Origin of the sequence: Vibrio ouci (assembly GCF_004551525.1) — a bacterium.
GTDB classification, from domain to species: Bacteria; Pseudomonadota; Gammaproteobacteria; order Enterobacterales; family Vibrionaceae; genus Vibrio; species Vibrio ouci.
In genome coordinates, this window is the sequence record NZ_SATR01000330.1 from 1 (window position 1) to 513 (window position 513).

1 protein-coding gene is annotated in these 513 nt (G+C 35.3%); it reads right to left on the reverse strand.

Annotated elements, in window-relative coordinates:
• Positions 1 to 33 precede the first annotated feature (33 nt).
• Complete coding sequence (locus ELS82_RS25885) at positions 34 to 477, reverse strand: hypothetical protein (RefSeq protein WP_134837851.1); 444 nt, start codon at positions 475 to 477, stop codon at positions 34 to 36.
• Positions 478 to 513: the final 36 nt, after the last annotated feature.

The window sequence follows — 513 nt, forward strand, 5'->3', positions numbered from 1 at the left end:
TGCCAAGCGTTGCGAATCTGCTTAAATTTATTGTTAGCTGTCTGGAATGAAGCCGACAATTTTAGCCCTAGCAAAGTCTTTGAGTTGATCATCTATTTCGAAGTCAAATGAAAAACTAGAAATAGTCCAGTCGTTCTTAGGTTTGTAGAAGACAAACTCAAACCTTACCGGTTGACGTTCATACAAAGCTAAATAAGAGATGTGATATAGCCTCTCTGCTACATGGACTTCACCTATTTTCACTTTTCCTTGATACTCACCAATTAGACTTGTCAGATTTTGAAATTGAGTTTTTACGTTAAGTACATCGTCTGTTTTTAGAGTAATCCATTTACTCGTAGAGTAAATCGAGTCCACAGCTTCGATAGGTTTGCCAGATTCATATATTTCAAAAAACTTGTCTATTTCTTTTTGAAAAGCAAACGAAGGATTACTCAGGACTAGGAGGGAAAGTATAATTAAGATTTTTGTTTTCATGAAACTTCCTTTTTATTTGATTAAGCAGCTAACGCC